At 68.5% G+C, this 25,562-nt stretch carries 23 protein-coding genes; 19 read left to right on the top strand and 4 right to left on the bottom strand.

The genetic code is table 11. The annotated features are described in order from the left end of the window. The first annotated feature begins 11 nt into the window (after positions 1-11). The 7 genes from ripB (at position 12) to K6T84_RS09615 (ending at position 6,490) form a co-directional block, all read left to right on the top strand. Positions 12-647 carry an NlpC/P60 family peptidoglycan endopeptidase RipB gene (gene ripB, locus K6T84_RS09645; RefSeq protein ID WP_408066085.1) on the top strand — a complete coding sequence of 212 codons (636 nt, stop codon included), beginning with the start codon at positions 12-14 and terminating at the stop codon, positions 645-647. A 101-nt stretch (positions 648-748) separates the two neighbouring features. Then, positions 749-1,864 carry a chaperone MoxR1 gene (gene moxR1, locus K6T84_RS09640; protein ID WP_225400146.1) on the top strand — a complete coding sequence of 372 codons (1,116 nt, stop codon included), beginning with the start codon at positions 749-751 and terminating at the stop codon, positions 1,862-1,864. Positions 1,865-1,917: 53 nt separating this feature from the next. Further along, the gene (locus tag K6T84_RS09635; protein WP_224865800.1) at positions 1,918-2,829 is read left to right on the top strand and encodes a DUF58 domain-containing protein; all 912 of its coding nucleotides are present in this window, start codon (positions 1,918-1,920) and stop codon (positions 2,827-2,829) included. Positions 2,830-2,859: 30 nt separating this feature from the next. Further along, positions 2,860-3,867: a VWA domain-containing protein gene (locus K6T84_RS09630; protein ID WP_225400145.1), complete on the top strand. Its 1,008-nt coding sequence runs from the start codon at positions 2,860-2,862 to the stop codon at positions 3,865-3,867. 37 nt (positions 3,868-3,904) lie between these two features. Continuing rightward, positions 3,905-4,648 carry a 3-oxoacyl-ACP reductase FabG1 gene (gene fabG1, locus K6T84_RS09625; protein ID WP_225400144.1) on the top strand — a complete coding sequence of 248 codons (744 nt, stop codon included), beginning with the start codon at positions 3,905-3,907 and terminating at the stop codon, positions 4,646-4,648. Positions 4,649-4,663: 15 nt separating this feature from the next. Next, complete coding sequence (gene inhA, locus K6T84_RS09620) at positions 4,664-5,473, top strand: NADH-dependent enoyl-ACP reductase InhA (RefSeq protein WP_224860538.1); 810 nt, start codon at positions 4,664-4,666, stop codon at positions 5,471-5,473. Continuing rightward, positions 5,474-6,490 carry a ferrochelatase gene (locus tag K6T84_RS09615; protein ID WP_225400143.1) on the top strand — a complete coding sequence of 339 codons (1,017 nt, stop codon included), beginning with the start codon at positions 5,474-5,476 and terminating at the stop codon, positions 6,488-6,490. On the opposite strand, the gene K6T84_RS09610 is transcribed toward K6T84_RS09615, so the two are convergent. After that, a complete protein-coding gene (locus K6T84_RS09610) occupies positions 6,487-7,299 on the bottom strand; it encodes an Rv1486c family protein (protein WP_225396301.1) in 813 nt (270 codons plus the stop codon). The two genes, K6T84_RS09615 and K6T84_RS09610, sit on opposite strands and share 4 nt — an antisense overlap. A gap of 41 nt (positions 7,300-7,340) precedes the next feature. Between K6T84_RS09610 and K6T84_RS09605 the strand changes: the two genes are divergently transcribed. Genes K6T84_RS09605 through K6T84_RS09595 form a run of 3 tightly spaced genes read left to right on the top strand, consistent with a single transcriptional unit; the run spans position 7,341 to position 9,328 of the window. Then, entirely contained in the window at positions 7,341-7,775 is a 435-nt protein-coding gene (locus K6T84_RS09605) for an NfeD family protein (protein WP_224860532.1), read from the top strand. Between the two features lie 18 nt (positions 7,776-7,793). Further along, entirely contained in the window at positions 7,794-8,942 is a 1,149-nt protein-coding gene (locus K6T84_RS09600; protein ID WP_224860530.1) for an SPFH domain-containing protein, read from the top strand. Next, positions 8,939-9,328, top strand: coding sequence for a DoxX family protein (locus tag K6T84_RS09595; protein ID WP_224860528.1), 390 nt, complete (start codon positions 8,939-8,941; stop codon positions 9,326-9,328). Before K6T84_RS09600 ends, K6T84_RS09595 begins: the two co-directional genes overlap by 4 nt. On the opposite strand, the gene K6T84_RS09590 is transcribed toward K6T84_RS09595, so the two are convergent. Continuing rightward, complete coding sequence (locus tag K6T84_RS09590; RefSeq protein ID WP_224860526.1) at positions 9,325-10,182, bottom strand: MIP/aquaporin family protein; 858 nt, start codon at positions 10,180-10,182, stop codon at positions 9,325-9,327. The genes K6T84_RS09595 and K6T84_RS09590 overlap by 4 nt on opposite strands. A 65-nt stretch (positions 10,183-10,247) precedes the next feature. Between K6T84_RS09590 and K6T84_RS09585 the strand changes: the two genes are divergently transcribed. Together K6T84_RS09585 and K6T84_RS09580 are read left to right on the top strand one after the other, a co-directional pair. Continuing rightward, entirely contained in the window at positions 10,248-12,077 is a 1,830-nt protein-coding gene (locus K6T84_RS09585; protein WP_225400142.1) for a DUF2207 domain-containing protein, read from the top strand. 34 nt (positions 12,078-12,111) lie between these two features. Then, a complete protein-coding gene (locus tag K6T84_RS09580; protein ID WP_225396299.1) occupies positions 12,112-12,681 on the top strand; it encodes a LemA family protein in 570 nt (189 codons plus the stop codon). Here K6T84_RS09580 and K6T84_RS09575 read toward each other — a convergent pair. Together K6T84_RS09575 and K6T84_RS09570 are read right to left on the bottom strand one after the other, a co-directional pair. Then, positions 12,666-13,157, bottom strand: coding sequence for a nitroreductase family deazaflavin-dependent oxidoreductase (locus K6T84_RS09575; protein WP_225396298.1), 492 nt, complete (start codon positions 13,155-13,157; stop codon positions 12,666-12,668). The genes K6T84_RS09580 and K6T84_RS09575 overlap by 16 nt on opposite strands. A gap of 56 nt (positions 13,158-13,213) precedes the next feature. Then, positions 13,214-13,990 (bottom strand): TVP38/TMEM64 family protein, encoded by a 777-nt coding sequence (locus K6T84_RS09570; protein WP_225400141.1) that lies wholly within the window; start codon positions 13,988-13,990, stop codon positions 13,214-13,216. Positions 13,991-14,166: 176 nt separating this feature from the next. On the opposite strand from K6T84_RS09570, the gene mutA reads away from it, so the two are divergent. The 7 genes from mutA to K6T84_RS09535 all read left to right on the top strand — a co-directional run. Next, the gene (gene mutA / locus K6T84_RS09565) at positions 14,167-16,086 is read left to right on the top strand and encodes a methylmalonyl-CoA mutase small subunit (RefSeq protein ID WP_225400140.1); all 1,920 of its coding nucleotides are present in this window, start codon (positions 14,167-14,169) and stop codon (positions 16,084-16,086) included. Between the two features lie 5 nt (positions 16,087-16,091). Beyond that, positions 16,092-18,386 (top strand): methylmalonyl-CoA mutase, encoded by a 2,295-nt coding sequence (gene scpA, locus K6T84_RS09560; protein ID WP_225400139.1) that lies wholly within the window; start codon positions 16,092-16,094, stop codon positions 18,384-18,386. Further along, positions 18,387-19,376 (top strand): methylmalonyl Co-A mutase-associated GTPase MeaB, encoded by a 990-nt coding sequence (gene meaB, locus K6T84_RS09555; protein WP_225396294.1) that lies wholly within the window; start codon positions 18,387-18,389, stop codon positions 19,374-19,376. Positions 19,377-19,423: 47 nt separating this feature from the next. Then, entirely contained in the window at positions 19,424-20,689 is a 1,266-nt protein-coding gene (gene lipL / locus K6T84_RS09550; RefSeq protein WP_224860509.1) for an esterase/beta-lactamase LipL, read from the top strand. Positions 20,690-20,717: 28 nt separating this feature from the next. Further along, complete coding sequence (locus K6T84_RS09545; RefSeq protein ID WP_224860507.1) at positions 20,718-21,431, top strand: thioesterase II family protein; 714 nt, start codon at positions 20,718-20,720, stop codon at positions 21,429-21,431. Between the two features lie 521 nt (positions 21,432-21,952). Next, positions 21,953-23,710 carry an AMP-binding protein gene (locus tag K6T84_RS09540; RefSeq protein WP_224860505.1) on the top strand — a complete coding sequence of 586 codons (1,758 nt, stop codon included), beginning with the start codon at positions 21,953-21,955 and terminating at the stop codon, positions 23,708-23,710. 40 nt (positions 23,711-23,750) lie between these two features. Beyond that, the coding region (locus K6T84_RS09535) for a type I polyketide synthase (RefSeq protein ID WP_329786672.1) at positions 23,751-25,562 on the top strand (1,812 nt) is incomplete at its 3' end.

The following is a 25,562-nucleotide window of genomic DNA, read 5'->3' as shown; positions in this document are numbered from 1 at the left end:
TGGCGATCCCGATGATGCTGAGCGTGGCCGGGCCGGCCGCGGCGGACCCGGGATGGGACCCCACCCTGCCCGCCATGATCAGCGCCGGAGCGCCCGGCGACCCGCTGGCGATCGCCAACGCATCGCTGCAGGCGACCGCGAATGCCACCCAGACCACCATGGACCTGGGGCGTAAGTTCCTGTCCGGCTTGGGCTTCAACGTCGGCGACGCCAGCAACATCTCGCCCGGCCAGCGGGTGCACGGCAAGCAGGCCATCGAATACGTCATCCGGCGCGGCGGCTCGCAGATGGGCGTGCCGTACTCCTGGGGCGGCGGATCGCTGACCGGGCCGAGCAAGGGAATCGACTCCGGGGCGGGCACCGTCGGCTTCGACTGCTCGGGTCTGATGCGCTACGCGTTCGCCGGTGTCGGCGTGCTGATCCCGCGGTTCTCCGGCGACCAGTACAACGCCGGCCGGCACATTCCGCCGAGCCAGGCCCGCCGCGGCGACCTGATGTTCTACGGGCCCGGCGGCGGCCAGCACGTCACCATGTTCCTGGGCGGCGGAAAGATGCTGGAAGCCTCCGGCAGCGAAGGCAAGGTGGTGGTCAGCCCGGTGCGGACCGCCGGAATGACCCCGTACCTGACCCGCATCATCGAGTACTGACGGGCCCGTACGTCGACGGATGCTGTGATCCCTGGAATAGTGAAACGCGGGCACGACGCTGCCCCAATTGTGTCTGACCGACAGGTGTGGAGGATTTCTCGATGACGTCATCGGATGGGACGCCCGCGGGCGCCGGCGGATTCCCGGGTTCGGCCGGTGCCGAGGGGAGCGGTAGCGGGCTGGCCGCCGACGTACATGCGCTGGAGCGGGCCATCTTCGAGGTCAAGCGAGTCATCGTCGGTCAGGATCAGCTCGTCGAGCGCATTCTGGTCGGGCTGCTGGCCAAGGGCCACGTGCTGCTGGAGGGCGTACCCGGTGTCGCCAAGACGCTGGCCGTCGAGACGTTCGCCAAGGTGGTCGGCGGGTCCTTCGCCCGCATCCAGTTCACCCCGGACCTGGTGCCCACCGACATCATCGGCACCCGGATCTACCGGCAGGGCCGCGAGGAGTTCGACACCGAACTCGGCCCCGTCATGACGAACTTCCTGCTGGCCGACGAGATCAACCGGGCGCCGGCCAAGGTGCAGTCGGCACTGCTGGAGGTCATGCAGGAGCGCAAGGTGTCCATCGGCGGCAAGAGCTTCCCGCTGCCCAACCCGTTCCTGGTGATGGCCACCCAGAACCCGATCGAGCACGAGGGTGTCTACCCGCTGCCCGAGGCGCAGCGCGACCGCTTCCTGTTCAAGATCAACGTCAGCTACCCCTCGCCCGAAGAAGAGCGCGAGATCATCTACCGGATGGGTGTCGCCCCGCCGGAGCCCAAGCAGATCCTGGGCACCGGCGACCTGGTGCGGTTGCAGACGCTGGCGGCCAACAACTTCGTGCACCACGCGCTGGTCGACTACGTGGTGCGTGTCATCACCGCCACCCGCCACCCCGAACAGTTCGGTATGCCCGACGTCAAGAACTGGCTGTCCTTCGGGGCGTCGCCGCGTGCCTCGCTGGGCATCATCTCCGCGTCTAGGGCACTGGCCCTGGTGCGCGGACGCGACTACGTGATCCCGCAGGACGTCATCGAGGTCATCCCCGACGTGCTGCGGCACCGGCTGGTGCTGCCCTATGACGCCCTGGCCGACGAGATCACCTCGGAGATCGTCATCAACCGGGTGCTGCAGACCGTGCCGCTGCCCCAGGTGAACGCCGTGCCGCAGCAGCAGCAACCGCACCAGGCGCCTCCCGGCGCCCCGACCGCGGCGGCAGCGGCCAGCGGTCGGTGAGCGAGCCCGGCACCGGGTCGCCCGATCCGGACACACCCAACGCGCCGCCGTCGATGCTGCGGGGCGGCATCAGCGACCCGAAACTGGCCGCCGCACTGCGAACCCTTGAGCTGACCGTCAAACGCAAGCTGGACGGGGTGCTGCACGGCGACCACCTCGGGTTGATCCCCGGGCCGGGTTCCGAACCCGGCGAGTCGCGTCTGTACCAGCCCGGCGACGACGTGCGCCGGATGGACTGGTCGGTGACCGCCCGCACCACCCATCCGCACGTCCGCCAGATGATCGCCGACCGCGAGCTGGAGACGTGGCTGGTGGTCGACATGTCGGCCAGCATGGACTTCGGCACCGCGACCTGCGAGAAGCGTGACATGGCGGTGGCGGCCGCGGCGGCCATCATCTACCTCAACAGCGGCGGCGGTAACCGGCTGGGCGCGTTGGTGGCCAACGGCGACAAGGTGGTGCGGATACCGGCGCGCTCCGGCCGCAACCACGAGCAGACGATGTTGCGCACCATCGCCACCATTCCGCGGGCCCCGGTCGGGGTACGCGGCGACCTGGGCGCCGTCATCGACGCGTTGCGCCGGCCGGAACGGCGCCGCGGCATGGCGGTGATCATCAGCGACTTCCTCGGCCCGATCACCTGGATGCGCCCGCTGCGGGCGATCGCCGCGCGCCACGAGGTGCTGGGCATCGAGGTGCTCGACCCGCGCGACGTCGAGTTGCCCGACGTCGGCGACGTGGTGCTGCAGGACACCGAATCCGGCGTCACCCGCGAGTTCACCATCGACGCCAAGCTGCGTGACGACTTCGCCCGGGCGGCATCAGCGCACCGGGCCGACGTCGCGCGCGCCCTGCGCAGTTGCGGGGCCCCGCTGCTGTCGCTGCGCACCGACCGGGACTGGATCGCCGACATCGTCCGATTCGTCGAGTCCCGCCGGCGCGGCGCGCTGGCAGGCATGGCCTAAACCCGCCCCGATGGACAAGACAGGTCTGCTATGACATTGCCGCTACTCGGGCCGATGACGCTGTCCGGCTTCGCCCACCCCTGGTTCTTCCTGTTCCTGCTGGTGATCCTGGGACTGGTCGGGCTCTACATCCTCATGCAGCTGGCGCGGCAGCGGCGGATCCTGCGGTTCGCCAACATGGAGCTGCTGGAGAGGGTGGCACCCAAGACGCCGACCCGCTGGCGGCACCTGTCGGCGGTGCTGCTGATCAGCTCGCTGGTGCTGTTCACCGTCGCGATGGCGGGCCCCACCCACGACATCCGCATTCCGCGTAACCGTGCGGTGGTGATGCTGGTGATCGACGTGTCGCAGTCGATGCGGGCCACCGACGTCGAACCCACCCGGCTGGCCGCGGCGCAGGAGGCCGGCAAGCAGTTCGCCGACGAGCTGACCGCCGGCATCAACCTGGGCCTGATCGCCTACGCCGGCACCGCGACGGTGCTGACCTCGCCCACCACCAACCGCGAGGCCACCAAGGCGGCAATCGACAAGCTGCAACTTGCCGACCGGACCGCCACCGGCGAGGGCATCTTCACCGCGCTGCAGGCGATCGCGACGGTCGGTGCGGTCATCGGTGGCGGCGACACCCCTCCGCCGGCCCGCATCGTGCTGCTCTCCGACGGCAAGGAGACGGTGCCGTCCAACCCGGACAACCCCAAGGGTGCGTTCACCGCGGCGCGCACCGCCAAGGACCAGGGCGTGCCGGTCTCGACGATCTCGTTCGGCACCGCCTACGGCTACGTGGAGATCAACGAGCAGCGCCAGCCGGTGCCGGTCGACGACGACTCGCTGAAGAAGATCGCCGACCTGTCCGGCGGCAGCGCCTACACCGCCTCCAGCCTGGCCCAGCTCAAGGAGGTCTACGCCACGCTGCAGGACCAGATCGGCTTCGAGACCATCCGCGGCGACGCCAGCACCGGCTGGTTGCGGCTGGGTGCGTTCGTCCTGGCGCTGGCCGGGTTGGCGGCGTTGCTGCTGAACCGCCGCCTGCCCGCCTGATTTCGGTGCGTGCCGTCGCAGACGATAAGTTGGCCGGGTGACAGACAGCGAAACTCCCGCAGGCAAACCTCCCTTCGTCTCGCGTTCGGTCCTTGTCACCGGTGGAAACCGGGGCATCGGGCTGGCGATCGCCCAGCGTCTGGCCGCCGACGGCCACAAGGTGGCGGTGACCCACCGCGGTTCCGGCGCACCCGAGGGCCTGTTCGGGGTGGTGTGCGATGTCACCGACAACGACGCCGTCGACCGCGCCTTCAGAGAGGTCGAGGAACACCAGGGGCCGGTGGAGGTGCTGGTGGCCAACGCCGGCATCTCCAAGGACGCGTTCCTGATGCGGATGACCGAGGAGCGCTTCGAAGAGGTCATCAACGCCAACCTCACCGGCGCGTTCCGGGTGACCCAACGGGCGTCGCGCAGCATGCAGCGCAAGCGTTTCGGCCGGATCATCTACATCGGATCGGTCTCGGGCATGTGGGGCATCGGCAACCAGGCCAACTACGCCGCGGCCAAGGCGGGTCTGATCGGTATGGCCCGCTCGATCTCCCGTGAGCTGTCCAAGGCCGGTGTCACCGCCAACGTCGTCGCACCCGGCTACATCGACACCGAGATGACCCGGGCCCTCGACGAGCGCATCCAGGAGGGTGCGCTGGAGTTCATCCCGGCCAAGCGGGTCGGCACCGCTGAGGAGGTCGCCGGTGCGGTGAGCTTCCTGGCGTCGGAGGACGCGGCCTACATCGCCGGCGCAGTCATCCCCGTCGACGGCGGCATGGGCATGGGCCACTAAAGGTAAAGGACTGAAATGACAGGCATTCTCGAAGGCAAACGCATCCTGGTCACCGGGATCATCACCGACTCGTCGATCGCGTTCCACATCGCCAAGGTGGCCCAGGAGGCCGGCGCGCAACTGGTGTGCACCGGCTTCGACCGGCTGCGGCTGATCCAGCGCATCATCGACCGGTTGCCGGAACCGGCGCCGCTGCTGGAGCTCGACGTGCAGAACGAAGAACACCTGGGCTCGTTGGCCGAGCGTGTCACCGAGGTGATCGGCGAGGGCAACAAGCTCGACGGCGTGGTGCACTCGATCGGCTTCATGCCGCAGACCGGCATGGGAATCAACCCGTTCTTCGACGCACCCTACGAGGATGTCGCCAAGGGCATCCACATCTCGGCGTATTCCTATGCGTCGCTGGCCAAAGCGGTGCTGCCGATCATGAACCCCGGCGGCGGCATCGTCGGCATGGACTTCGACCCGACCCGCGCCATGCCCGCCTACAACTGGATGACCGTGGCCAAGAGCGCCCTGGAGTCGGTGAACCGGTTTGTGGCGCGCGAAGCCGGCAAGGTCGGTGTGCGGTCGAATCTTGTTGCGGCCGGTCCGATCCGGACCCTGGCGATGAGCGCGATAGTCGGCGGCGCACTCGGTGAGGGGGCCGGCGAGCAGATCCGGCTGCTCGAAGAGGGCTGGGACCAGCGGGCCCCGATCGGCTGGGACATGAAGGACCCGACGCCGGTGGCCAAGACCGTCTGCGCGCTGATGTCCGACTGGCTGCCGTCCACCACCGGAACGGTCGTCTACGCCGACGGCGGTGCGCACACCCAGCTGCTCTAGATGGAACTTCAGGCCGTCCTGCTGCTGTCCTTCGGGGGACCCGAAGGACCCGAGCAGGTTCGGCCGTTCCTGGAGAACGTCACCCGGGGGCGCGGTATCCCACCGGAACGCCTGGATGCGGTCGCCGAGCACTACCTGCACTTCGGCGGGGTGTCGCCGATCAACGCTATCAACCGGGCACTTGCTGAACAGCTGCAGGCCGAATTACCGGACCTGCCGGTCTATTTCGGCAACCGCAACTGGGAGCCCTACGTCGAGGACGTGGTCGCACAGATGGCAGCCGACGGAATCCGCCGCGCCGCGGTGTTCCCGACGTCGGCCTGGGGTGGGTACTCCGGCTGCGATCAATACTCGCAAGACATCGCCCGGGCGCGGCGGAAGGTGGGGGACCGGGCACCGGAACTGGTGAAACTGCGCCAGTACTTCGACCATCCGTTGTTCGTGGAGATGTTCGCCGAGGCCATCGCCACCGCCGCCGACACCCTGCCCCCCGGCCTGCGCGACGAAGCCCGGCTGGTGTTCACCGCGCATTCGATCCCGGTGGCCGCCGACGAACGCTACGGCCCGAAGCTCTACAGCCGCCAGGTCGCCGCGGCGACCGCCCTGGTCGCGGCCACGGCGGGCTACGCCGACTACGACCAGGTGTGGCAGTCGCGTTCGGGCCCACCGCAGGTGCCGTGGCTGCAACCCGACGTCGAAGCCCATCTGAGCGGGCTGGCCGACGCGCGCGTGCCCGCGGTGATCGTGTGCCCGATCGGCTTCCTCAGCGACAACATCGAGGTGATCTGGGATCTCGACAGCGAAGTGCGCGACCAGGCGCAGGCGGCCGGTATCGGCTACGCGCGGGCGACAACTCCGAATGCCGACCGGCGGCTGGCCAGGCTGGCCCGCGGGCTGATCGACGAGCTGCGCGACGGTGGCGCGCCTGCGCGTGAACTGGGCTGTGGATTCGGCGTCAACGGGGCGCCGTGCGGGTCGTCGCACTGCGTCGCGGCCGTGGCGCCGCCGTCGCGCTAGTCGCGCCAGGCCGAGTGCAGGATCGCGGTCACCGCGGCGCTGCGCGCCGAGCGCACCACGGTCGACAGCGGCTGTACCGCGTCGACGGCCCGCTGCACCGCCGCCGATGACTGCGCGCCGGCCGTCAACAGCTCGGCGCTGACCGTGATGATCGCCTCGACGTGGGCGGCGCTGTGCAGGACACGCACCGCGCGGGTCGGCGCATGATCGGGAATACGGTGCAGGGCAAAGGCTTCCATCATCTGCTCGACCTGCAGGCGGGGATCCTCGACGCCGTAGTCGGCCCAACGCGAACCCGCGGAGCCCAAGGCTTCGGCGGCCGTTCGCACCGCCGAACGCAACGAGAATTCGGCGTCACCGAGATCGTGCTGCTCGGCGGCCGGGACCCCCGGCAGGGCGTACACGATCCAGGACAGTGCCTCGGATTCGTCATACTCGGGAACCATCCCGATCGCGTCACCGCGCGGACCGGAGACCACGATCGCTTCGCCCGCCGCCACCGCATCCTGCGCGAATTGGGTTCCGGCCGGCAGACCGCGCACGTCGCCGGGGACCGGCAGCACCACGCTGATCGTCGGCTCGGTGCGCCCACCGGCCGCGGTGCGCAGCGTCTGCAGCAACGACGTCGTCCCGGATTCGGTGACATCGGGCCAGGGCAGCCCCGAACTGCCGGCGGCCACGGAGTCATAGGCGTAGACCGATTGCGCTGGTGCCCAAGCGGATAGCGCGTCCAGGACATCGTCGGGCGCCGCCTGGCCCGCAAGCCAGGCGTTGGCCCATACCGACAGGGAAACACTGGGGCACCACATGATGGACGCAGTGTATGCGGTCCAGCGGCTATCCTGACGGCATGCCCACGGCCCTGATCTGGTTGGTCTTCGCGCTCGGGCTCGCGGGGGCCGAAGCACTCACCGGCGACCTGTTCCTGGTGATGCTGTCCGGCGGCGCGCTGTCGGCGGCGCTGACCAGTTGGCTGATCGGGTGGCCGATCTGGGCCGACGGCGCGGTGTTCCTGGTGGTCTCGGTGCTGCTGCTGGCGCTGGTGCGTCCCCCCGTGCGCCGGCGGCTGCTGTCCAGCCTGGGCGCCGAGACCGGCGTGCTGGCGCTGCAGGGCAAGACCGCCCTGGTGCTCGACCGCGTCGAGCAGCACAGCGGCCGGGTCAAGCTCGACGGTGAGGTGTGGACGGCGCGGCCGCTCGCCGACGGCGAGGTCTTCGAACCGGGTGAACATGTCACGGTGATGCACATCGACGGAGCCACGGCCGTGGTCAGCAGGGTCCTTTAGGAGCAGAGGGAGTAGTTCATGGAAGGTGTGACCACCGGCCTGGTGTTGCTGGCCGTACTGGTCCTGTTCGGAGTGATCGTCGTCGCCAAATCGGTGGCGCTGATCCCGCAGGCCGAGGCAGCCGTGATCGAGCGGCTGGGCCGCTACAGCCGTACCGTCAGCGGCCAGCTGACTCTGTTGGTGCCCTTCATCGACCGTGTTCGGGCACGTATCGACCTGCGCGAGCGGGTGGTGTCCTTCCCACCCCAGCCGGTGATCACCGAGGACAACCTGACGCTGAACATCGACACCGTCGTGTATTTCCAGGTCACCAACCCCAAGGCCGCGGTCTATGAGATCAGCAACTACATCGTCGGTGTGGAGCAGCTGACCACCACCACGCTGCGCAACGTGGTCGGCGGCATGACCCTGGAGCAGACCCTGACCTCGCGCGAGGTGATCAACAGCCAGTTGCGCGGTGTGCTCGACGAGGCGACCGGCCGCTGGGGCCTGCGGGTGGCTCGGGTGGAGCTGCGCAGCATCGACCCGCCGCCGTCGATCCAGGCGTCGATGGAGAAGCAGATGAAGGCCGACCGCGAGAAGCGGGCGATGATCCTGACCGCCGAGGGACAGCGCGAGGCCGCCATCAAGCAGGCCGAGGGCCAGAAGCAGTCCGAGATCCTGACCGCTGAGGGCGCCAAGCAGGCGGCGATTCTGGCTGCCGAAGCCGATCGGCAGTCGACGATGCTGCGGGCCCAGGGTGAGCGGGCCGCCGCCTACCTGCAGGCCCAGGGTGAGGCCAAGGCAATCGAGAAGACGTTCGCGGCGATCAAGGCCGCCCGGCCCACCCCCGAGCTGCTGGCCTACCAGTACCTGCAGGTGCTGCCGGAGATGGCTCGGGGCGAGGCCAACAAGGTGTGGGTGGTGCCCAGCGATTTCGGCACCGCGCTGCAGGGCTTCACCAAACTGCTCGGCGCCCCCGGCGAGGACGGTGTGTTCCGCTACCAGCCGTCGCCCGACGACGAGCCCCGACACCGGGCCGCCGACGACAGTGACGAGGTCGCCGACTGGTTCACCACCCAGACCGATCCGGCGATCGCTCAGGCGGTGGCCAAAGCGGAGGCCGACGCGCGCAAGCCGGTCGAGGGGACCATGCTGCCGCCGCAGCTCGATGCGGGCCCCGCGTGAATGTTCTGACCGCGCGGCCGACGTATGCGGCGCTGGCGGCGTTCCTGGCCGGTGACGCGGTGGCGACGGCGATTCCGGTGCCCTATGTCGCGGCTAATATGGACGCCATGCGGGTGCCGGCCCGGATCCGTCCGGCGGTCCCGGTGGTCAAGGCGGCCGCCGCGCTGGGCCTGGCTTCGGTGTTCCGCTATCCGGCGGTCGCCCGGCTCACCACCGGGCTGTTGACCCTGTACTTCGCCGTGGCCCTCGGGATCCATGTGCGGGTGCGCAATCAGCTGGCCAACATCATTCCGCCGGTGGTGCTGTTGGGTGTTTTCGCCGTCATGACAGCCCGGGGCCCGCACCCCGCGCCAGGCGGTGAGCGGGCCCCGGGTTCGGCGTCTTAGCCCTTGCGCGCGGCCGTGTGCTCGTCGAGATTGGTCGCCTTGTAGGCGTAGGCGGCCACGGCCCCGCCGAGTACCTGCGCCACCAGGTAGACCCAGAGGAACTTCCAGGCGAAGATCCCCGACAGCATCAGGCCGAACGTGATGGCAGGGTTGAACGAAGCGCCGGAGATGCCACCGACGGCCACCACGCCGACGGTCACGATGAAGCCGATCGCCAGGCCGTAGAAGCTGTTGCCGGCACTGTCCTTGCTGGTTGCGGTGTGCAACACGATGTAACACAGCGCGAACGTGAAGACCAGCTCGGCCAGCAGCGCCGGCCAGACGGAACCGGTCAGATCCAGCGCTCCGGGCGAATACTTGTCGTGCCACAGCCCGAACCCCACTCCGAAGGCAGCGAGGGCACCGACCAGCTGAGCGACGATGTAGGGCCCGAGATCACTCATGGGAAGGGCGCCCCGCAAATACGCGGCGATCGAAACCGCCGGGTTGAGATGCCCACCCGAAATGTGCCCGCTGGCATACACCATCACCATCAATGCGGCACCGATGCCCACCGAGATGGCGGCGACGCATTCCGTACCGCTGAGGAGGATACCGATTACCGCGAACACGAAAATGAACGTGCCGATCATTTCGGTCAAATACTTGCGCACCGAGGCGTTCCGATCAGCCATTGATCCGCTCCCTTCATCCGTAAAGCGCTTGTCAAATTTTTGCTGTGCCGGCACATGGCACTGAGATGAGGTTAACGGGCTACCAGTGCGTAACCCGATATTGAAGGATGTTTTTAAACCAAATTGTTGCCGGATTGTCCAATGTTTTGTGTTGTTTGCCGGAAAGCGATTTCCGGCCATCGCCGCCTAATCGGACAAGGTGTGTGAGAATCGCGCATCGATCCTCAAACGGGAGGAGAGCTCCGGTGGCCCGCGAACACCGACAACGAGCCGTCGCGATGGTGTTCGTCGTGCTGGCCGCGCTGGGCGTGTCATGGCCACTGCTGCATCAGGTGTTCGTGACCACAGTGGCTTCGGATCCACACGGCCGGGCCGTCGACCCCGAGTCGACGATCACCGACTACACCGCGACCTATCGGATCGACGCCGACGGGCGCCTGTCGGCGACCGAGGTGTTGACGGTGCGGCTGCCCGACTCTCGGCACGGCATCTTCCGCTTCTTCCCGGTGGCCGATCCGACCGGCCCGCGCGCCCGGCTGATTCCCCGCGTCTCCTCGATCACCCTGGATGGCGGGCCAGTCCCGGTCAGCTACTCCTGGCGAGACGCCCGCACGGTGTTCGTCGCCCAGATCGGCGACCCGGATTTCACTGTGAGCCCCGGCGTACACGCCTACTCGATCAGCTATGCCATCGACGGTGTGCTGGTGGCGCCACCCACCGGCCTGGGTGAGTTCACCAGCCGGGCCGGCACGAACGCGGTCGCGCCGTCGGCGACGTTCTACTACAACGCGGTCGGATTCTGGGCGATGCGCATCGACAACGCCCGGACGCTCATCGAGTTGCCGGGTTCGTCTGGTCTGGTGCAGTGCGCGGCCGACGACAGTGGTGCGACACCGTGCCGGATCGACGGCGCCGGCACCGACCGCATCACGGTGACGGCCGCGAACCTGCCGGCGCAGAACCCGGTTACCGTCCGCGTCGACCTGCAGGTCCCATTGCCCGACCGGGCGACCCTGCCCTGGCCGGTGCGCTATGACAAGATCCTCGGCCGCTCCCTGCCGGCCGTCGCGGTGATGGCGCTGCTGTCGGTGCTCGCCGCGGTGGCCGGACATGTGTGGACCCGCCGGGCCCGTGAGCCCCAGCCCGGCCACCCGGTGATGTATGTGCCACCCGAGGGGCTCGGGCCGGTGCAGACCGTCTACATCGTGACCGAGACGGTGGGCGACCACGCCCTGGTGTCCACGCTGCTCTATCTGGCAGAGCGGGGTGTGGTGCGGCTGACCGGCGGTGCAAAGCGCTGGACCATCACCGCAACAGGCACACCCGAGCGGTGGGCGGCCCTGGATCCGGTCAGCCGGAAGGTCGGTGAGGCACTCGGGGTCACCACCGCCGGCGCGGTGTTTCATGCCGGCGGGGGCGTGAAAGCGGGGGAGAAGCTCACGACAGCTACCGCCGAGCTGAAGTCGAGCTGCGCGGACTGGGCGATGACCCAGGGTCTGATGGTCAACGACAGGCTGGAGAAGATCGGCCAGATCGCGGTGGGCCTGTCGATGATCGCGGCCATCGCGGCGTTCTGCGGATTCTTCACACTCACCATGTGGGGCGTGCCGTTCGCCGCGTTCGTCATCGCCGGCATCGGGCTGCTCGCCGCAGGGGTGGGCACCCGGCGCACCCTGCCGGGCCGTCGGATGTGGTCACGGGCAGCAGGATTCGAGCGGCTGCTGTCCACCCCGTCCAGCGAGGACAGATTCGACTACGCCGCCCGCAAGGACCTGTTCATCGCCTACATCCCCTATGCGGCAGCGTTCGGGGTCGCCGACCGCTGGGCGGCGAAGTACCGGACCGCGACTGGCACCGAGCCACCCAACCCGGGGTGGTACCCGGTGTCATCGGCCGGAAGTCCGGCCACGCTGTACTCGGCAGGCGGTCCCCGCGGCTTCGATGCCGCGGTGGCCTCCTCGATCAGCGCCTATCGCAGTTCGCAGAGCTCGTCGTCGAGTTCGGGCGGCTCTGGTTTCAGCAGCGGTGGTGGCAGCTGGGGTGGTGGCGGCGGAGGCGGGGGAGGTACCTGGTGAGGCGTCAACAACATCAACAGAAGGAGGTTCGCCGATGAGCAGCACCGTTGTCGTCGTTGTCGTGGTGGTTGTGCTGGTTGCGTTGGCCGGGTTCGGTGTCACCGCGTTCAACCTGCTGCGCCGTCTCGACGTCAAGGCTCGTGAGGCGCTGGGCGGTATCGACGTCCAGTTGACCCGCCGTGCCGAGCTGGTGCCCAACCTGGTCAATACCGTCAAAGGGTATGCGGCACATGAGCAGAAGATCTTCGAAGAGGTCACCGCGGCCCGCACCGGGGTGACTCGTGCCGCCGAGGCGGGAACGGTGCAGGACAGGGCTCAGGCCCAGGCGCGGCTGGACCGGGCGATCGGCGGGGTGCTCGCGGTGGCTGAGAACTACCCCGACCTGAAGGCGTCGGCGAACTTCCTGCAGCTGCAGGACCAACTCGCCGACACCGAGAACCAGCTGGCGTTCGCTCGCCAGTACTACAACGACGCCGCGGCTGAGCTGAATCAGCGGGTGGTCACTGTGCCGTGGCTGTTGTTCACCGGCCTGGCCGGCGTGGGCCAGCGACCGTTCTACCAGGCCCCGCAGGGCCAGCAGGGCCCGCCTCAGGTGCAGTTCTGATCCAGGCGCAGCTCGACCAACGGCAGCGGGTTGTCGGTCTCGGTGATCTCGGCGCCGAGGGTGTCCTCCAGGACGGCCTTGAACCGCGCCCAGGCACGTGGATGCGCACCGATGTATTCGGCCAGGCTTCGGTCGGCTTCGGCCTGGTCGAGGACGCGGGCGGTGGCCGGTGCGGGGGCGTGCGATCCGGCCCAGACCCGGACCCGCGGATTGGCCCGAATATTACGGAACCACTGGGCTTTTTCGCCGAAGCCGGAGGCCACCAGGTAGCGCTCCGGTGCGGCGTGATCCAGCACCTCCAGTACGACGTAGCGTGCCGCACCGGATGTGCGTCCGGTGTGTTCGAGCATCAGCATCCGCGGACCGACCAGTGCGCCGAGGCGAAACCTGTACAGCCAGATCGGCATTCGCACCAGCCGGCGTGACCGCAGCAGCCCCGCCGCTGAAGTGACGTACCAGGGTTGTGTGCGCGGCATGCCTGCCTCCCTATTCCGCGGCGCCTTCGCCGAGCCCGCCGCGATAGATCGTTTGTTTAGTCGCTTGACAAGGGCACGCTGCGAAAGCCCCGTTCAGACTGTGGAGACGCGTCGGTCGTCGTGGCCGGGCGCCGGCGGTGGATACGCACCTCATAGACCAGCAGCGCCACCCCGACGGCCGCGGTGCACGCCGACACAAGCAGGAGCATCGGGCTGACATCTCCGGTGAGCCCATCGCCGAGCACCACGACCGCCACGGTGCCCGGCAACAGCCCGATCAGGGTGGCGGCGGAGTAGGGCAGCAGCCGGATCGCCGACGCCCCGGCGGCGTAGTTGATCACCGAGAACGGGATGGCCGGAATCAACCGCAGCGAGATCACCGCGGGCGAACCGCGCCGGCGCAGCCGCGCATCGAGCGCGCTCACCTTGGGGTGCCCCACCCAGCGGCTCAGCTGCCAACCGAACACCCGCATCATCACCAACACCGTAACCGCGCTCAGCGTGCTGGCCACCACCGCGAGCACCACGCCCAGCATCGGCCCGAACAGCAGCCCGGCGGCCAGCGTGAAGGCGGTGCGCGGGAACGGGAACACCGTGATGGCGGCGTGGGCGCCCAAGAACGCCAGCGGGAACCACGGGCCCAACTCCTGCGCCCAGTCACGCAGTTGCACAGCGGTGGGCACATGCACCAGCAGGGCCACCGCGGCCACGATCGCCACCGCCGCCGTCGTCACCGCCAGGCGCCACACCGGAACCTGGCGTGCCGTGGCGATGGTCGCCGAGAGCACGGCACGCAGCGGCCGGGCGATCTCACGGCGAGGAGCGGTGGTCACGCCGCCCGAGACTACGGGCCCAACGTGAACGGCAGGCTTCGGGACCGCCGCACACACCCGGCGTTTCGCCGCTCGGCGCACCTCCGCAGCGACCGCCGGTCGGCATCATTTAGCCTGGTTAACACATGTCGGGTAGCGATCCATGTGCTACTCGCGAGTAACTTCAGGAGTCACCGGTGTCAGTAGAGGTATCCGCCGAACTCGAGCAGTCCCGCGCCCGCTGGCGTGCCGGGGTGGCCGGGGTGTTGGCGAAGAGCTCGCGCCGCGAAGCGGCGGACATCGAACGCGACACCGGCGGCGAGCCGGAGCGCCTGCTGGACACACCCATAGCTGGTGGGGCGGGGCCGGAGGGTTTGACGATCCGCGCGCTCTACACCGCGTTGGACGAACTGCCCGAGCCGCCGCTGCCGGGCCACTGGCCCTTCCTGCGCGGAGCCGACGGGCTGCGCGACGTCAACAGCGGCTGGAAGGTCGCCGAGGCATTCCCCGGGGCGGGCGCCGAGCGATCCGGAACCGACGTCAACGGCGCCGTGCTGAGCGCGCTCGGCGACGGATCCAGCGCACTGACGGTGCGGGTCGGACCGGCCGGGGTGGCGGCCGCTGAACTGGGCCGAGTGTTCGACGGCGTCTACCTGGACCTGGTGCCGGTGTTGCTCGACGGTGCCGGGGCGGGTGACTACTCGGCGGCCGCTGAGACCATGCTGGCGCTGGTCGACGCTCTGGATCCGGACAACCGCGCCGGGCTGTCGGTGGATCTGGGTGCCGATCCGCTGAGCGCGCCGCTGGCGCAGCTCGCGTCGCCGCCGATCGACGAGGTGATAACGGTGGCATCGCGCGCCGCCTGCCATCGGGGCGTGCGGTCGATCGCGGTCAACGGCCCGGTGTTCCACAACCTCGGTGCTGATGCGGCCGGCGAGCTCGCGGCAGCCCTGGCCACCGGGGTGGCCTACCTGCGGTTGCTGACCGACGCCGGACTGCCGACGGCGGAAGCGCTGCGCCAGATCAGTTTCCGGCTGGCCGCCGACGACGATCAGTTCACCACCATCGCCAAGATCCGGGCCATGCGCCGGCTCTGGGCGCGGGTCAGCGAGGTGGCCGGTGAGCCGGAATCCGGCGCGGCCGTGGTGCACGCCGAGACGTCGCTGGTCATGATGACCCAACGCGACCCTTGGGTGAACATGCTGCGTACCACGCTGGCTGCCTTCGGCGCCGGCGTCGGCGGTGCGGACACCGTATTGGTGCGGCCGTTCGACGTGGTCATCGCCGGGGGCCAACCCGGGACCTCGGCCGGCTTCGCCCGCCGCATCGCACGCAACACCCAGCTGCTGCTGCTGGAGGAGTCCCACCTGGGCCGGGTACTGGACCCGGCCGGTGGGTCGTGGTTCGTCGAAGACCTCACCGACCAGCTGGCACAACACGCCTGGCGCCACTTCCAGCAGGCCGAAACGCGTTCAGCCGAAGGCGGATTCGATGCCGCACTGGGCTACTTCACCGAGCTGGTCGACGCCTCGGCCGCCGCGCGGGCCGACGACGTCGCGCACCGGCGCACCGCGATCACCGGGGTCAACGAGTACCCGAACCTGGCCGAGCCGGCGTTGCCGCCGACCGCAGTGACCTCCGCGGAGCTCGGCACACCGGGATTGCGGCGCTACGCCGCGCAATTCGAGGCGCTACGGGATCGGTCCGACGCCTACCTGGCCCGAACCGGGGTCCGCCCACAGGTGCTGCTGCTGCCGGTGGGCCCGCTGGCCGAACACAACATCCGGACCACGTTCGCCGCCAACCTGCTGGCCTCCGGCGGGATCGACGCAGTCAACCCGGGGCCGCTGGACGCCGACGGGGTGGCCGCCGCGGTCGCCGCGGCCGGAACGCCGGTGGCGGCGGTGCTGTGCGGCACCGATACGCGCTACGCGACCGAGGCGGCCGAGGTGATCGGGGCGGCCCGCGCCGCCGGCGTCGCCCGGGTCTATCTGGCCGGCCCGGCGACGGCGCTGGCCGGCAACTCCGAGGACGATCCGCGCCCAGACGACTACCTGACCATGAAAATCGATGCGGTGCAGGCGTTGTCGGATCTACTGACTCGATTGGGGGCCTGACAGCCATGACCACCAGCACCTCACGCCCCACCATCGGCAGCTTCGCCGGCGTCGAACTCGGTGACCGCCGTGCCGAAGCCGTCACCGCGGCCGATGTCGCCGAACACGTGGCGGTGGCCGCGGCCGCCCACGGCTACACCCCCGAGCAGTTGGACTGGGAGACACCGGAAGGTATTGCGGTCAAACCGGTCTACACCGCCGCCGACCGCGCCGCCGTGGCCGCCGACGGCTACCCGCTGAACAGTTTCCCGGGTGATCCGCCGTTCCTGCGGGGCCCGTACCCGACCATGTACGTCAACCAGCCGTGGACCATCCGCCAGTACGCCGGGTTCTCCACCGCCGCGGACTCCAACGCCTTCTACCGCCGCAACCTGGCCGCCGGGCAGAAGGGCCTGTCGGTCGCGTTCGACCTGGCCACTCACCGTGGTTACGACTCCGACCATCCCCGGGTGCAGGGTGACGTCGGAATGGCTGGTGTGGCAATCGATTCCATCCTGGACATGCGTCAGCTGTTCGACGGGATCGACCTGAGCGCGGTCAGTGTCTCGATGACGATGAACGGTGCCGTGCTGCCGATCCTGGCCCTGTACGTGGTCGCGGCCGAGGAGCAGGGGGTGCCGCCGGAGAAGCTGGCCGGGACCATCCAGAACGACATCCTCAAAGAGTTCATGGTCCGCAACACCTACATCTATCCGCCGAAGCCGTCGATGCGGATCATCTCCGATATCTTCGCCTACACCAGCGCCAAGATGCCCAAGTTCAACTCGATCTCGATCTCCGGATACCACATCCAAGAGGCCGGTGCCACAGCGGATCTGGAGCTGGCGTACACGCTGGCCGACGGGGTGGACTACATCAAGGCCGGCCTGGACGCGGGTCTGGACATCGACAAGTTCGCGCCCCGGTTGTCGTTCTTCTGGGGCATCGGGATGAACTTCTTCATGGAGGTGGCCAAGCTGCGCGCGGGCCGGCTGCTGTGGAGTGAGCTGGTCGGTGAATTCAGTCCCAAGAGTTCGAAATCGCTGTCGCTGCGCACCCATTCGCAGACCTCCGGCTGGTCGCTGACCGCCCAGGACGTCTACAACAACGTGGCCCGCACCTGCATCGAGGCGATGGCCGCAACCCAGGGTCACACCCAGTCGCTGCACACCAACGCCCTCGACGAGGCGCTTGCGCTGCCCACCGACTTTTCGGCTCGCATCGCCCGCAACACCCAGCTGCTGCTGCAACAGGAATCGGGCACCACCCGCCCGATCGACCCGTGGGCCGGCTCCTACTACGTGGAGTGGCTGACCCATCAGCTCGCGCAGCGCGCCCGCGCCCACATCGAAGAGGTCAAGGCACACGGCGGAATGGCGCAGGCCATCAACGAGGGCATCCCGAAGCTGCGCATCGAGGAGGCCGCCGCGCGCACCCAGGCCCGGATCGACTCCGGACGCCAGCCGCTGATCGGCGTCAACAAGTACCAGGTCGCCGAGGACCAAGAGATCGAGGTGCTCAAGGTCGAGAACAGCCGGGTGCGCGCCGAGCAGCTGGCCAAACTCGAGCAGTTGCGGGCCGACCGCGACGAGGCGGCCTGCCAGGCCTCGCTGGCCGAGTTGACCCGAGCGGCCGGCGCCAGCGGTCCTGCTGGAGAGGACGGTCTGGGCAACAACCTGCTGGCGCTGGCTATCAACGCCGCCCGGGCCCACGCCACCCTCGGAGAGATCTCCGATGCGCTGGAGAAGGTCTACGGTCGCCATCAGGCCGAGATTCGTACGATCTCCGGCGTCTACCGTGACGAGGTGGGCGGCTCAACGGGAGGAGGCAACATCAGCCCACTTTCCAACGCAACCGCCCTGGTGGAGAGGTTCGCCGAGGCCGACGGCCGCCGGCCCCGCATCCTGGTCGCCAAGATGGGCCAGGACGGGCACGACCGGGGCCAGAAGGTGATCGCCACCGCGTTCGCCGACATCGGCTTCGACGTCGACGTGGGCGCCCTGTTCTCCACTCCCGACGAGGTGGCCCGTCAGGCCGCCGACAACGACGTGCACGTGGTCGGGGTGTCGTCGCTGGCGGCCGGGCATCTGACGCTGGTTCCGGCGCTGCGCGACGCGTTGGCCGCGGTGGGCCGCCCCGACATCATGGTCGTGGTCGGCGGTGTGATCCCACCGGGCGACTTCGACGAGCTCTATGCCGCCGGGGCCACCGCGATCTTCCCGCCAGGCACGGTGATCGCCGACGCCGCGGCCGACCTGTTGCGGACGCTGGCGTCGCGGCGGGGGTACGACCTCGCCGAGGCCGCTGCAGACCCGAAATAGATGGCGGCCGACCCTGGAGGCACCGTCGCCGAACTGGCGGCGGCGATCCGCGCCGGTGATCGTTCGGTTCTGCCGCGGGCCATCACCCTGGTCGAATCCACCCGCCCCGACCACCGCAGAGCCGCTCAGGAACTGCTGCTGGCGCTGTTGCCGGCCGCCGGCGGCGCCCGACGGATCGGTATCACGGGCGTTCCCGGGGTGGGTAAGTCGACCAGCATCGAGGCACTCGGGATGCTGCTCGTCGAGCGCGGGCACCGGGTGGCCGTGCTGGCCGTCGACCCGTCCTCGACCCGTACCGGCGGATCGATCCTGGGGGACAAGACCCGCATGCAGCGGCTGGCCACCCACGACAGCGCCTACATCCGGCCGTCGCCGACGTCGGGCACCCTGGGCGGAGTAGCCAAGGCGACACGCGAGACCGTGGTGCTGCTGGAGGCGGCGGGCTTCGACGTGATCCTGATCGAGACCGTCGGCGTCGGCCAGTCCGAGGTGACCGTGGCCAACATGGTCGACACCTTCGTGTTCTTGACGTTGGCTCGCACCGGCGACCAATTGCAGGGCATCAAAAAGGGTGTGCTGGAACTGGCCGACATCGTGGTGGTCAACAAGGCCGACGGCGAGCATCTGGCCGAGGCGCGGATGGCGGCTCGTGAGCTGTCGTCCGCGATCCGGCTGATCTACCCTCGGGAAACACTCTGGCGGCCACCGGTTTTGACGATGAGCGCGGTTGAGGGCACCGGGCTGCCGGAACTGTGGGACACCATCGAACGGCATCGGCAGACATTGATCGATGCCGGTGAGTTCGAAACCCGCCGCCGCGCCCAGCAGGTGGAGTGGACCCGCCAGCTGGTGGCCGACGCCGTGTTGGAGCGCGCCCTGTCGGACCCGGCGGTGCGCGAGGTCCGCGCCGCGGTCGAGCAGCAGGTGCGCAGCGGGGAACTGACGCCTGCGCTGGCCGCCCAGCAGATCCTCGCCACCATCTGGCAATAACGCCTGCCGAAGCGCTTACGGTATGGCTGTCCGGTAGATTGCCAGCCATGACCAACGCCCTGGAATTCGGCCGCGAGGCGCTTCCGGCGCATGTGCACGGTGCGGCTGACCCGAATTTCGCCTGCGTGGTGCGCGCCTTCGCCGCCATGTTCCCCGGCCGGCGCTGGGGCGGCGGCGCCCTGACGGTCTACCAACACGGCCGGCCGCTGGTCGACGTATGGACCGGCTGGTCGGACCGGGCCGGCACCGTGCCATGGTCGGAGAACACCGGGGCCATGACGTTCTCGGCGACCAAGGGCGCGGCGTCCACGGTCATCCACCGGCTGGTGGACCGGGGACTCATCGACTACGACACCCCGGTGGCCCACTACTGGCCTGAGTTCGGTGCCGCAGGCAAAGCCGCCATCACCGTCCGGCAACTGCTGGCGCACCGGGCCGGACTGACTCACCTGCGCGGTGCCGAGCGGGCCGACATGCTCGATCACCTCACGATGGAAGCACGGATGGCCGCCGCGCCTCCCGGACCGGAGCTCGGCAAACCCGCCTACCACGCGATGACCTACGGCTGGTTGCTGTCGGGCCTGGCCCGCGCCGTCACCGGCCTGGGCATGCGACAGCTGTTCCGCACCGAGTTGGCCGCACCGCTGAACACCGACGGCCTGCACCTGGGGCGGCCACCGGCCGGTGCGCCGACCGTCGCCGCCGAGATCGTCATGCCGCAGCGTGGGCGGCGGTACCGGATCGTCGACTACCTGTTGCCCAAGGCCGCCTCGCTGCTCCCGTTCGGGGGACTGGGCGCGTTCTATTTCCCCGGTGTGATGGACACCATGCGCGGCGATACCCCGTTTCTGGACACCGAGGCCGCCGCCATCAACGGTGTGTTCACCGCCCGCGGGCTGGCGCGGCTCTACGGCGCACTGGCCAACGGCGGGCAGATCGACGGCACCCGGTTCCTGTCCGCCGGCCTGGTGGCCGGCCTGCCCGGCCCGCACACCCTGGAGTGGGACCGCACCGTCGGGATCCCGCTGGCATTCCACCAGGGCTATCACGCGGTTCCGTTCGGATCGGTGCTGCCCGGATTCGGTCACGTGGGGTTGGGTGGATCACTGGGCTGGGCCGACCCGGACTCGGGCCTGGCGTTCGGGTTCGTGCACAACCGGCTGCTGACCCCGTTCGTAGCGCTCGACCACGCCGGATTCGTCGGCACGGCCGCGCTGATCCGCCAAGCCATCAACCGGGCCCGGGGCAATGAGCTGGTTCCGATCCCGCAGCTGGGATCGCCGTTCGTCGAGCTGGACGCCGCGCTCGGTTAGTGGCCGCACGACCACTAGGGTGTCCCGGGTGACTGACCGAACGACGAAGCTCTATATCTTCCCGCACGCCGGCGGGTCGCCGCAGTTCTACGTTCCCTTCTCCAAGACGTTCACCACCGACGTCAAACGCGTCGGCGTGCAGTATCCGGGCAAGGGCGGCAGCCACGACCTGGGAGCGTTCACCAGCATCGAAGACCTGGCCGACCGGGTCTGCACCATGGTGCCCCCGCCGCAGGCCGGCGACGCCCCGGTGGCTTTCTTCGGCCACAGCATGGGCGCACTGCTGGCCTTCGAAGTGGCCCGCCGGTTCGAGGCGGACGGCCAGCCGATCGCGGCGTTGTTCGTGTCCGGGGCGGGAGCGCCGGGTCGCGCGGGATATGACAACATCGGTGACTCTGATCGCGGTCTTCTCGAGGCGGTCAGCCAGATGACCGGGGTGAACCCGGAGTTCCTGCAGAACGAGGAGTTCGCAGCCAAGATCCTGCCCACGCTGCGGGGCCTGAAGGCCATTGCGAACTACGACTGCCCGCCCGAGGCCCGGGTGTCCTGCCCGATCTTCGCCTACCACGGCGACGACGACGACGTCGCCACCGCGGAGAAGGTGGCGCCGTGGGCCGAGCGGACCACCGCGGAGTTCGGTATCCGGATGTTCACCGCGCCGGGTCATCACTTCTACCTCAGTGACCACTTGCCGGAACTGGTCGGCGATATCGAGAACAAGATCACCCAGCACTGCCGCTGAAACGGCCGTCACTGGCGTCACACACGTTTCTTGCGCTACAATGCCCGATCTGCCCTAAAGGGGCTGTACGTAGGCCGTAAATTCCCTGTCAGCAGGGCCTACGTGGTAGCCTCCGCGGGAGGGAAACACCTGGGATGTCGGGGTCCGAGGAGTTTTGACGTCGGTTCCACAATCTCCAGAAGGGGTACCCGTGTCAATGGTCGATTCAATCCGCACCGCCCGCTTCGGCTGCGCGATCTCGGCGCACGGATGCACAGGGCCCCGACTTTCGGTAAGGCGCATTACCGGCCGACGGTGAGGTTGAGGTTTCTCAGCCGGCAGCACGCTAAGTGATGCCCACAAGGCCTGATCCCGTGAGGGAAGTGTCCCGATGCCGCCAATCCAACCGCATAACTCCGCTGTGCAGGGCCGCGCAGCAAGACCGTCACCGGTGGCCGCACCCGCCGGGCTCGTGACGGGGCCGAACTACTCAGCACGTGAGGTCTTCAGAGGACCTGACAGCACAAGGAGAAGACAACGCAATGCCGGTCACTCACACGCACATCCCGACCCTGCTGGCGCATCGGGCCCAAGAGAAGCCGAACGACCCCGCATATACCTTCATCGACTTCGACGTCGACCCGGAGGGCTACCGCGACACCGTGACCTGGTCGCAGCTGCGCAACCGGGCGCAGGTGGTGGCCGCGGAGCTGGCGACCTGCGCATCCCCAGGTGACCGGGTGGCGCTGCTGGCCCCGCAGAGCATGGAATACATCATCGGGTTTTACGGCGCCTTGGAGGCGGGAATGATCGCCGTCCCGCTGCCGGTGCCGATGTTCGGTGTGCATGACGAGCGGGTGTCCGCGGCCCTGCGCGACTGCCAGCCGGCCGCGATCCTGACCACCACGGCCGCCGTCGGCGACCTCGCCAGCTCGATCAACGACCTGCCGGGCAAGCCCCCCGTGGTGATCGAGGTGGACGCTCTGGACCTCGACTCCGAGCCGATCGCGGCACCCACGGCCACCGCCCACACCAAGACGGCGTTCCTGCAGTACACCTCCGGCTCGACCCGGACCCCGGCCGGCGTGATGGTCGGGCACCAGAACGCGATCGTGAACATGCAGCAGATGATCGACGACACGTTTGAGAACGTCGGCAAGACGGTGCCGGCCGACACCACGCTGGTGGTGTGGCTGCCCTTCTACCACGACCTGGGCCTGATGTGCGGCATCATCTTCCCGCTGGTGGGCGGCCACCAGGCGGTGGTCTTCAGCCCGATGGCCTTCCTGGCCAAGCCGGCCCGCTGGATGCAGCTGGTGGCCAGCTACCCCAACGCTTACACCGGTGGGCCGAACTTCGCCTACGAGCTGGCTGTCCGGCGCACCTCCGACGAGGACATGGCCGGCCTCGACCTGAGCCGCGTTCACACCTACGCGTTCGGCGCGGAGCGTGTGCACGCCGCGACGCTGCGGCGGCTCGTCGACCGGTTCTCCAAGTTCAACCTCAACCCGGCGGCCCTGCGCCCCGGCTACGGGCTGGCCGAGGCCACCGTGTACCTGACGTCGAACACCCCCGGCACCCCGCCGCCCACCGCGCGTTTCGACTACACCAAGCTCGCGAACGGTACCGCGGAGTTGGCCGGGCCCGAGGGCGGCGTCGAGCTGGTCAGCTGCGGCGTGCCGCGTGCCTGCACCGTGCGCGTCGTCGACCCGGACACCCAGCGGGAGAACCCCGAGGGTCAGGTCGGCGAGATCTGGGCCCACGGAACCAACGTCACCGCCGGCTATTGGCACAACCAGCAGGCCACCGAGGCCACCTTCGGCGGCAAGCTCGTCGACCCGTCGCCCGGAACCCCGCAGGGGCCGTGGCTCAAGACCGGCGACCTCGGAGTCATCTCCGACGGCGAGCTCTACATCGTCGGCCGGATCAAGGACCTGCTGATCGTCGACGGTCGCAACCACTACCCGGACGACATCGAGGCCACCATTCAGGAGATCACCGGCGGGCGTGTCGCGGCCGTCTCGATCGCCGACAGCCGTTCTGAGCAGCTCGTCACCATCGCCGAGTTCAAGAACAAGGGCGGGTCGGACGCGGAGATCCAGGACAGGCTGCACGAGGTGAGGCGGAAGGTCGCGGCGGCGCTGTCCAAGGCGCACGGCCTGGCGGTCGGTGATCTGGTGCTGGTGCCCCAGGGCGCCATCCCGATCACGACGAGCGGCAAGATCCGCCGCTCCAGCTGCGTAGAGATCTACCAACGTGACGGATTCGACCGGCTGGATGCTTCCGCTCGGTCTGTATGAAAGGTGACGAGCTGCTCGCGCGGCTTTCGGGGAGGTTGAGTTGAGCGAGAAGAGTGTTACACCGGCCGGGGGGCCGGACCGTCGGGCGATTTTTGCTGATGCGCTGCGCAAGATCGATGATCTGACCGAGCGTTTGGCGGTTGCTGAGGCCGGTGATACCGAGCCGATCGCGGTGGTGGGTATGGGTTGTCGCCTTCCCGGTGGCGTTGATGGGCCGGCGGCTTTTTGGCAGTTGTTGTGTGATGAGGGTTCGGGCATTGTTCGGGTGCCGGCGGATCGGTGGGATGCCGATGCGTTTTTCTCGTCGGATCATTCGGTGCCGGGGACGATTTGTTCGCGTGAGGGTGGGTTTTTGTCGTCGTGGCAGCCTGCTGAGTTTGATGCGGAGTTTTTTGGTATTTCGCCGCGTGAGGCCGATGCGATGGATCCTCAGCAGCGGTTGCTGATGGAGGTCACCTGGGAGGCACTGGAGAACGCCGGGATCACCCGCGAGGCTATTCGGGGTACCCAGACCGGTGTTTTCGTCGGCCTGACCACCAACGACTACGCACTGATCGCCACCGAGCTGCTCGGGGTGCGCGACACCGACCCCTACCTGGCTTTCGGTAATGCTCCTAATTTTGCGGCGGGTCGGTTGTCGTATTTCCTGGGTGTGCATGGTCCGGCGATGATGGTGGATACGGCGTGTTCGTCGTCGTTGGTGTCGATTCATCTGGCGTGTGCGAGTTTGCGGCGCCGGGAGTCGGATCAGGCGTTGGCGGCCGGGGTGAACCTGATGTTGACCCCGCAGAACAGCATTGCGACGTCGCGGTGGGGGATGTTGGCCCCGGACGGGCAGTGCAAGACATTTGATGCTGCTGCCGACGGCTACGTCCGCGGCGAAGGCGCTGGGGTGGTGGTGCTCAAGCGTTTGTCGGATGCCCAGCGTGATGGTGATCGGGTTCTGGCGGTGGTGTCGGGTTCGGCGGTGAATCAGGATGGGCCGTCGTCGGGTCAGACGGTGCCGTCGGGTCCGGCGCAGCAGAAGGTGGTGCGGGCGGCGTTGGCGTCGGCCCGGTTGGAGCCGGGCGATGTGGATTATGTCGAGGCGCATGGTACCGGGACGGCGTTGGGTGATCCGATTGAGTTGGATGCCTTGTCGGCGGTGTTCGGTGAGCGGGGTGGTTCGGCGCCGTTGGTGTTGGGTTCGGTGAAGACCAATCTGGGTCACCTGGAATCTGCTTCCGGTGTGGCGGGTTTCATCAAGACGGTGTTGTCGGTGCAGCACGGGTTCATCCCGCGGCACCTGAACTTCTCGCAACTGACCCCCAACGCCGGTGTCGGAGCTTGGAATTTCGTGGTCGCCGGGCAGTCGATGGACTGGCCTGCGGTGTCGCGTCCGCGTCGGGCGGGGGTGTCCTCGTTCGGGGTGTCGGGCACCAATGCGCATGTGATCGTCGAGCAGGCCCCGGTCACCGAAGCGGTTGCGGCTGAGGTTCTTCCGGAGCCGGTGGTGAGCACCTTGCTGGTGTCGGGTAAGTCTCCGGCGCGGATCGCGGCCACCGCGGGTGCGCTGGCGGCGTGGATGCAGACCGACGGCGCCGAGGCGACCTTGGGCGACATCGCCCACGCGCTCAACCACCACCGCACCCGGCATCAGAAATTCGCCACCGTCGCGGCCCGCGATCGCGAACAGGCCATCGCCGGACTTACCGCGTTGGCCGCCGGTGAATCCGCGCCGGGCGTGGTGGAACCCGCTGCGGTGCTGCCGGGCCGAGGCACGGTGTTCGTGTTTTCGGGTCAGGGTTCGCATTGGGCGGGTATGGGTCGTCGGTTGTTGGCTGATGAGCCGGTGTTTGCTGCTGCGGTTGAT

Origin of the sequence: Mycobacterium zoologicum, assembly GCF_020181635.2 — a bacterium.
In the GTDB taxonomy this organism is placed as follows: domain Bacteria; phylum Actinomycetota; class Actinomycetes; order Mycobacteriales; family Mycobacteriaceae; genus Mycobacterium; species Mycobacterium zoologicum.
Note: the sequence above shows the minus strand (reverse complement) of the source record. Positions and strands in the feature narration are given on the sequence as shown.